Here is a 7,673-nt window from a genome sequence, read left to right as displayed (position 1 = left end):
GGGGACACCCCCTGACCCCGCCGCACCGGCACGCACGCCCGTGCTGACGCTCCGAGGGGCACTGAAGACGTTCGGTCCGGTCGTCGCCCTGGCGGACGGGACCATCGATCTCGCCGCCGGCGAGATCCACGCACTGGTGGGCGAGAACGGCGCCGGGAAGTCGACGCTCGTGAAGATCCTCGCCGGCGTCCACCAGCCCGATGCCGGGGAGTTCCTCGTCGGGGCACAGCCCGTGAGTTTCCGCAACGTCGCGGACAGCAAGGCGGCCGGCATCTCCGTCATCTATCAGGAGCCCACGCTCTTCCCCGACCTCACGGTCGCCGAGAACATCTTCATCGGCCGTCAGCCGAAGGGGCGCCTGGGCCTCATCAGCCGCACGGAGATGCGCCGCCGCGCGAAGGACCTCTTCGACCAGCTCGGCGTCCCGATCGATCCGGACCGCGTGGCGGAGGGACTCTCGATCGCGGACCAGCAGATCATCGAGATCGCGAAGGCCATCTCCCTCGATGCGCGCATCCTGGTCATGGACGAGCCGACCGCCGCATTGAGCGGGGTCGAGGTGGACCGCCTCTTCGCCGTCGCCCGCCGCCTGCGCGATGCAGGCAGCGGCATCCTCTTCATCTCGCACCGCTTCGAGGAGGTCTTCGGGCTGTGCGACCGCATCACCGTCATGCGGGACGGCACCTACATCGCCACCCACGCGACGGAGGCGACGTCGGTCCAGGCGATCGTCCGCGAGATGGTGGGCCGCGACATCGACGCGCTGTTCCCCAAGACCGAGACCGAGACCGAGACCGGCGACGTCGTCCTGCTCGTGAGCGGGCTGACACGCCCCGGTGTCTTCCACGACATCGACTTCGAGGTGCGGGCCGGCGAGATCGTCGCCCTGTCCGGGCTGGTGGGGGCGGGGCGCACGGAGGTGGCACGGGCCGTGTTCGGCATCGACCGGTACGAGTCGGGCACCGTCGAGATGTCCGGTCGCCCGCTGCGCCGCAAGGACCCCCGGGCCGCGATCGACGCCGGGATCGGCTTCGTCCCCGAGGACCGCAGGAAGCAGGGCCTGGTCATGGAGCTGTCCGTCGAGCGGAATGCGGCCCTCACGCTCCGCCACTCGCTCGCCAGGTTCGGCATCATCAGTGGCCGGGCTGAGCGCGAGGCCGCCCAGACCTGGGGCAAACGGCTCCAGGTCAAGGCCGGCTCGCCCGAGCACGCCGTCTCCACCCTGTCCGGCGGCAACCAGCAGAAGGTCGTGCTCGCCAAGTGGCTCGCCACGGATCCCAAGCTCCTCATCATCGACGAGCCCACGCGGGGGATCGACGTCGGGACCAAGAGCGAGGTGCACCGCCTCATCTCCGAGCTCGCGGGCCGGGGGATCGCGATCCTCATGATCTCGTCGGAACTCCCCGAGGTGCTCGGCATGGCCGACCGCGTCCTGGTGATGCGGGAAGGCCGGATCACCGGCCGCCTCGACCGCGCCGAAGCCACCGCCGAGACCGTCATGCACGCCGCCACCGCATCCCTGGAGGCCTCACGATGAGCGTCGACGGCGCGGTAGGCGCGGCTCCCGCGCACTCCACCCCGGGGCACGGGCGGCCCTCGGCGTTCGCATCCTTCCTCCGGCTCCGCGAGCTCCCGGTGATCCTCGCCCTCGTGGTGCTCGTCGCAGTGACCGCGGCCATCAATCCGCTCTTCCTCAGCGAGCAGGGCATCAAGGACCTGCTCCTGAACGCCACCATCCTGATGATCCTCGCCGTCGGACAGACACTCGTGATCATCACCCGGAACATCGACCTGTCCGTCGGGTCCATCCTCGGGCTCGTGGCGTTCGGGACGGGGAGCATCTTCGTCGCAGCACCGGACCTGCCGATCATCGCGGTGTTCGTTCTCGGCATGCTCTTCGGCGCGGTGCTCGGTGCGCTCAACGGCCTGCTGATCACCATCGCGAAGGTGCCGGCACTCGTCATCACGCTCGGGACGCTCTACATCTTCCGCGGAATCAACAACGCCTGGGCCGGCGGTACACAGTACTTCGCGGGCGACCGTCCCGAGGCCTTCGGCAACCTCTCGGTGGACACGGTCCTCGGGTTCCCCGTGATCACCCTGATCGCGGTGGTCGTCGTCGCGATCGTGGCCGTCTACATGCTCGGCACCAGACCGGGCCGCGACCTCTACGCCATCGGGTCCGAGCCCGACGCCGCACGGCTCTTCGGCATCCCCGTGACGCGCCGGGTGCTGCTCGCCTTCGTCGTCAACGGCCTGCTCGCGGGCCTGGCCGGCGTGCTGTACGCGAGCCGCTTCAACTCGGTGGGTGCGACGACGGGGTCGGGCCTCGAACTCGACGTCGTCGCCGCCGCGGTGGTGGGCGGTGTCGCGATCTTCGGTGGCAGCGGCTCCGTCGTGGGGGCCGCCATCGGCGCCCTGCTGCTGACCACCATCACGAGCGCCCTGACCGCGCTGCGCGTGGACAAGTTCTGGCAGCAGGCCATCGTGGGCATCCTGATCCTCGCCGCCGTCGTCATCGACCGGATCGCCGGCGTGCGGTCGGCGCGCAAGCTCCGGATCGCGGAGGCCCGCAATGTCTGATCCCTCAGGTGCACCGACCGCCGTCCAGCCCGAAGCGCACGAGCCGGAGACCGGCTCTCCAACGAAAGGCAGGCGCATGGCCGCAACACCCGGAAGCACCAGGCCGCGGGCGGAGAAGCGCCAGAAGCCGGGGCGGGCCGCAGCCGACACCTCCACGGTGCTGGCGGTCCCCAAGGGGCGCACCGGTGCCGCCCGGATCCTGCTCGGACGGGACGCCGTCATGATCTACGTGCTGCTCGTCGTCGTGATCTACGCGAGCCTCGTGATCCCGCGGTTCGCCTCACCGGTCACCGTGGGCTTCCTGCTCCTCGATGTCATCCCGACCCTGCTCATCGCCCTGCCGATGACGCTCGTCATCATCTCGGGGGAGATCGACCTCTCGGTCGCGAGCATCGCCGGCCTCACCAGCGCCCTCATGGGAGTCCTCTGGCAGGGCGGCATGCCGATCGCGCTCGTCCTGGTGATCTGCGTGCTGGCAGGCCTCGTCGCGGGCGCCTTCAACGGGGTGCTCATCGCGTATCTCGGCCTACCGTCCCTCGCCGTCACCATCGGCACGCTCGCCCTGTTCCGGGGCCTGGCGCTCGTGGTGATCGGCGACAACGCCGTGGCGAACTTCCCTCCCGGCCTCACCGCCTTCTTCACCTCGAAGATCGGCGGGACGGGCATCCCCACCGTCATGGTCGGCGTCGTCCTGCTCATCATCGCCTTCGCCGTCGTCCTGCACTTCACGCCCTTCGGCCGCGGGCTCTTCGCCCTCGGCTACAGCAAGGAAGCGGCGACGTTCGTCGGGATCGACGTCGCACGCTCCAAGTTCCTGCTGTACCTGGCCACCGGCACCGTGTCGGCGCTCGCGGGCATCTACTGGACCCTGCGGTACTCCAGCGCCCGCAGCGACAACGCGAGCGGCCTCGAACTCGCCGTCATCGCGGCGGTACTGCTCGGCGGCGTGTCGATCTTCGGCGGCAAGGGCTCCATCCCGGGTGTGCTCGCCGGTGTGCTGCTGATCGGCACCATCAACTACGCCCTGAAGCTGGACCGCGTCTCCGAGGTGGTCCTCATCATCGTGACGGGCTCCTTGCTCATCATCTCGGTGGTGGCGCCGAACATCGCGTCCGCCATCAAGGGGGCCCGCCATGCCAGGCGTGTCCGCACTGCTCCACTTCCCTAGGCCGTCCCCCTGGGGTTGCACCCGGCGTCTGGTTCCCAGCGCCCATCGAAAGGAAGAAACAATGAGGTTCATCCATTCCGGATCCACCGGACGCCGGGCGGCTCTCGCGGCCCTGGCAACGAGCGCCGCGCTGGTCCTCAGCGCCTGCGGCGGCGGCGCTGCCTCCGAGGGCGGCGGCAGCGAGGGTGGCAGCGGGTCGGACGGCGAGCAGACGATCACGTTCATCCCCAAGCAGCTCAACAACCCCTACACCGACGTGGTCCTGGGCGGCGGCGAGGACGGCGCGACGGAGGCAGGGTTCGCCTCCTCCGAGGTGGTCGGTCCGCTGGACGCCAGTGCGTCGAGCCAGGTGTCCTTCATCAACGCCGAGACCCAGCGCGGCACCAACGTGATCGTGATCGCCGCGAACGATCCCGATGCCGTCGGACCGGCCCTCGAGGAAGCCCGCACCGCGGGTTCGAAGATCGTCGCGTTCGACTCCGACACCAATCCCGACTACCGGGACCTCTTCGTCAGCCAGGTCGACGCGAAGGACGTGGCCCTGATCCAGCTCGAACTGATCTCCGAGCAGATCGGCGGGGAAGGCGAGATCGCCATCCTGTCGGCCACGGCCAATGCCACCAACCAGAACGAGTGGATCAAGTTCATGGAGGAGGAGCTGGCGTCCAACCCCGACTACGCGAACATCGAACTGGTCGCCAAGGTCTACGGCGACGACGACGACACCAAGTCCTTCCAGGAGGCGCAGGGCCTCCTGCAGGCGTACCCGGACCTGAAGGGCATCATCTCGCCCACCACGGTCGGCATCGCGGCGACCGCCCGGTACCTCTCCACCTCGGAGTACAAGGGCAAGGTCGCGCTCACCGGCCTCGGCCTGCCGAACGAGATGCGGCCGTTCGTCAAGGACGGGACCGTCACCGAGTTCGCCCTCTGGGACCCGGCACAGCTCGGCTACGTGGCGGCCTTCGCGGGCAAGGCGCTGGCCGACGGCGACATCACCGGGAAGACCGGTGACACCTTCGAGGCCGGCGAGCTCGGCGAGCGTGAGATCGGCGAGGGCGGAGTGGTCCTCGTCGGACCGCCCACGCAGTTCAACGCGGAGAACATCGACGACTACGACTTCTAGTCGTCCGTCGGGCGGGGTGCCTTCGCGGGCGCCCCGCCCATTCCCGTCCCGTCCTCTCCACGTCCCGTCGTCGCACCCGCCGACCTTCCGGTTGTCCCACTCGCCCCCACCCGTCGTCCCAGGAGCACCATGACCACCGATCCCGCGGTCGGGCCCACCGCCCCACTGGCCCTCTCGGGGCTGCTCGAGCCGGTCCGTCGTCGTCCGACCCGCCTCGGTCTCGTCTCGGGTGGCCTCGGCGCGTACTGGCCGCAGTTCCCCGACCTGCTGCCGCAGCTGCAGGAGTCGGCGCGCTACGTCACCGCCCGGTTCGGCGAGCTCGACGCCGAGGTGACCGACGTCGGCTTCGTCTCCGATGCACGCGAGGCGGCGCTCGCCGCGGAGCAGCTGCGACGCGCGGACTGCGATCTGATCGTCATCTTCCTGACCACGTACCTGACGTCCTCGATGGTGCTCCCGATCGCCCAACGGTCCGGGACGCCGGTCCTCGTGATCGACCTGCAGCCCACCGAGGCCATGGACCATGCGAACTTCGACACCGGGAAGTGGCTCGCCTACTGCGGCCAGTGCCCCGTGCCCGAGGTCGCCAACGTCTTCCGGCGGGCCGGCATCCCCTTCCGCTCCGTCTCCGGACACCTGAAGCAGGAATCGGCGTGGCAGCGCATCGACCAGTGGGTCCACGCGGCCGGGGTCCGTGGCCGGCTGCGGCACGCCCGCCACGGGCTCATGGGCCATGTCTACCCGGGGATGCTCGACGTCTCCACCGACCTCACCACGGTGTCGACGACGTTCGGCTCGCACGTCGAGGTCGTCGAGTTCGACGACCTCCGCGAGTTCGTCGGCGAGGTGACCGATGAGCAGGTGCGCGAGCGCGTAGCCCTGGCCCGGAGCCTGTTCACCGTGGACGGGTCCGTCCTCGACGAGGACTTCGCCTGGGGCGCGAAGGTCTCCGTGGGCCTCGACCGACTCGTCACCGAGTTCGACCTCGACTCCCTGGCGTACTACCACCGCGGCCTCGCCGGCGAGCAGCACGAGCGCCTCGGCGCGGGGATGATCCTCGGCGCCTCCATCCTCACCGCCCGCGGTGTCCCGATGGCGGGCGAGTACGAGCTGAGGACGTCGATCGCCATGCTCGCGGCGCAGGCCATGGGGGCCGGTGGGTCCTTCACCGAGATCCAGGCGCTGAACTTCTTTGACAACGTGGTGGAGATGGGCCACGACGGGCCGGCCCATCTCGCCGTCAGCGCCGCCGAGCCACTGCTGCGCGGGCTCGGGGTCTACCACGGCAAGCGCGGGTGGGGCGTCTCGGTGGAGTTCGACGTGCGGCACGGGCCGGTCACGACCTTCGGCGTCGGACAGGATCCCGACGGCTCGTACGTCTTCATCACCTCGGAAGGTACCGTGGTGCCCGGCCCGCTGCTGGCCATCGGCAACACGACGTCGCGCGTGGACTTCGGGGGAGACCCCGGGCTCTGGGTCGACGAGTGGAGCCAGACCGGCATCGGCCACCACTGGGCTTTGTGCGTGGGCCACCGGGCCGCCGACGTGAAGGCCGCGGCGTCCCTCCTCGGCGTCGAACACCGCCACGTCTCTCTCTGAACCACATCCACCACCACCAAAGGAACAGATATCGATGGAACGCGTGTGCTTCCAGTTGCAGGTCCGGCCCGAGCGCATCCCCGAGTACCGGCAGCGCCACGCGGCGATCTGGCCCGACATGGCGCGGGCGCTCAAGGACACCGGATGGAACAACTACTCCCTGTTCCTGCGCCCGGACGGGCTCCTGATCGGGTACGTGGAGTGCGAGGACTTCGCGGCTTCCCAGGCGGCGATGGCCGACACCGAGGTCAATGCGCGGTGGCAGCAGGAGATGGGCCCGTTCTTCGTGGCGCTCGAGGGGCGTCCCGACGAGGGATTCCTCCGACTCGATGAGGTCTTCCACCTGGAGGACCAGCTCTGATCAGGAGGGCGCCGTGCGGGCCGTCGCGTGCGCTCCTCGCGCAGGACGCCTCAGTCGTCGAAGACGGACCAGCAGATGCTGTTGCGGCGGACCTGGTCCTCGAGGACAAGGGCACGGAGGTGCTCGGGGATCTGCCGGCGCTGCCAGTCGCGCTCGGCCCGCGCAGCTTCCCGTTCCCGGCCTCGGGGCGCTGCAGCTCCCACGGCCTTGATGGCGTAGGCGGCGGCTCCGAGATCATGCTCGGGGACGTGGGCGACGCACGCCGCCTGGCCGGCTGAATACGCCGCGAAGCGTGCCGTGCCACGCAGGGGACGCGCCGCGCCCATCGCGTGCCCTCCGATCGCGCGCGTCACCATCATGGGTGCTTCACCACGCGCCCAGGCCCGCGCAGCTTCGATCGCGTCCCGAGGCCGGCTGTCCCCGCGGTTCGATTCCTCGAACAGGGCCAGGACATGCTCAGCGCAGGTAGCCGCCCACAGTGCCAGGAGCTGGTGATCGATCTCGGTGAGGGTTCCTCCGCGCCGGACGGACACGAGGCGAACATCGCGAACAGCCGGAAGGATCATGGGACCGGTTCCTGCTCCTCGGGATCCTTCCACCCGCCGCGGCGGGTCATGGACGGAGCGACCGGTGCCGGCCAGACGACGATCAGCGCCGTCGCGATCGGTCCCACCAGCAGTGAGATGAGGAACCACGCCCACCGGGAGCGATTCTTCTGCTCGGCGAGACCGGCGTTGATGAGGGCGACGGTGAACCAGAAGAAGCCTGAACCTACGTAGTCATCCACCCGTCCACCCAATCACAGCCAGGAGCACCGAACTGCCTCGTGGCGGGCC

The 7,673-nt window shown here is 69.5% G+C and carries 8 protein-coding genes; 6 read left to right on the top strand and 2 right to left on the bottom strand.

The features are described from left to right. The 6 genes from CVO76_RS14265 to CVO76_RS14240 form a co-directional block, all read left to right on the top strand. On the top strand, window positions 1-1,537 hold a 1,537-nt coding region (locus CVO76_RS14265; protein ID WP_432206105.1), incomplete at its 5' end, for a sugar ABC transporter ATP-binding protein. Continuing rightward, window positions 1,534-2,583, top strand: coding sequence for an ABC transporter permease (locus CVO76_RS14260; RefSeq protein WP_208739814.1), 1,050 nt, complete (start codon window positions 1,534-1,536; stop codon window positions 2,581-2,583). The genes CVO76_RS14265 and CVO76_RS14260, both read left to right, overlap by 4 nt. A 76-nt stretch (window positions 2,584-2,659) precedes the next feature. Further along, window positions 2,660-3,751, top strand: coding sequence for an ABC transporter permease (locus tag CVO76_RS14255; RefSeq protein WP_208739812.1), 1,092 nt, complete (start codon window positions 2,660-2,662; stop codon window positions 3,749-3,751). 61 nt (window positions 3,752-3,812) lie between these two features. Next, the gene (gene rhaS / locus CVO76_RS14250; RefSeq protein WP_133081511.1) at window positions 3,813-4,877 is read left to right on the top strand and encodes a rhamnose ABC transporter substrate-binding protein; all 1,065 of its coding nucleotides are present in this window, start codon (window positions 3,813-3,815) and stop codon (window positions 4,875-4,877) included. Window positions 4,878-5,006: 129 nt separating this feature from the next. Then, window positions 5,007-6,476: an L-fucose/L-arabinose isomerase family protein gene (locus CVO76_RS14245; protein ID WP_208739810.1), complete on the top strand. Its 1,470-nt coding sequence runs from the start codon at window positions 5,007-5,009 to the stop codon at window positions 6,474-6,476. 34 nt (window positions 6,477-6,510) lie between these two features. Then, complete coding sequence (locus CVO76_RS14240) at window positions 6,511-6,837, top strand: L-rhamnose mutarotase (RefSeq protein ID WP_208739808.1); 327 nt, start codon at window positions 6,511-6,513, stop codon at window positions 6,835-6,837. A gap of 50 nt (window positions 6,838-6,887) precedes the next feature. Here CVO76_RS14240 and CVO76_RS14235 read toward each other — a convergent pair whose 3' ends face one another. Both CVO76_RS14235 and CVO76_RS14230 read right to left on the bottom strand, forming a co-directional pair. Beyond that, complete coding sequence (locus CVO76_RS14235) at window positions 6,888-7,403, bottom strand: putative immunity protein (protein ID WP_208739806.1); 516 nt, start codon at window positions 7,401-7,403, stop codon at window positions 6,888-6,890. Next, complete coding sequence (locus CVO76_RS14230; protein WP_133081508.1) at window positions 7,400-7,624, bottom strand: hypothetical protein; 225 nt, start codon at window positions 7,622-7,624, stop codon at window positions 7,400-7,402. Before CVO76_RS14230 ends, CVO76_RS14235 begins: the two co-directional genes overlap by 4 nt. Window positions 7,625-7,673: the final 49 nt, after the last annotated feature.

This window comes from Arthrobacter agilis, from assembly GCF_002953615.1.
GTDB lineage: Bacteria > Actinomycetota > Actinomycetes > Actinomycetales > Micrococcaceae > Arthrobacter_D > Arthrobacter_D agilis_B.
Note: the sequence above shows the minus strand (reverse complement) of the source record. Positions and strands in the feature narration are given on the sequence as shown.

Bases quoted from the DNA above. Each gene is read 5' to 3' on its own strand.
- rhaS (WP_133081511.1), top strand. From the start codon at position 3,813: ATGAGGTTCATCCATTCCGGATCCACCGGACGCCGGGCGGCTCTCGCG.
- CVO76_RS14245 (WP_208739810.1), top strand. From the start codon at position 5,007: ATGACCACCGATCCCGCGGTCGGGCCCACCGCCCCACTGGCCCTCTCG.
- CVO76_RS14240 (WP_208739808.1), top strand. From the start codon at position 6,511: ATGGAACGCGTGTGCTTCCAGTTGCAGGTCCGGCCCGAGCGCATCCCC.
- CVO76_RS14235 (WP_208739806.1), bottom strand. From the start codon at position 7,403: ATGATCCTTCCGGCTGTTCGCGATGTTCGCCTCGTGTCCGTCCGGCGC.
- CVO76_RS14255 (WP_208739812.1), top strand. From the start codon at position 2,660: ATGGCCGCAACACCCGGAAGCACCAGGCCGCGGGCGGAGAAGCGCCAG.
- CVO76_RS14260 (WP_208739814.1), top strand. From the start codon at position 1,534: ATGAGCGTCGACGGCGCGGTAGGCGCGGCTCCCGCGCACTCCACCCCG.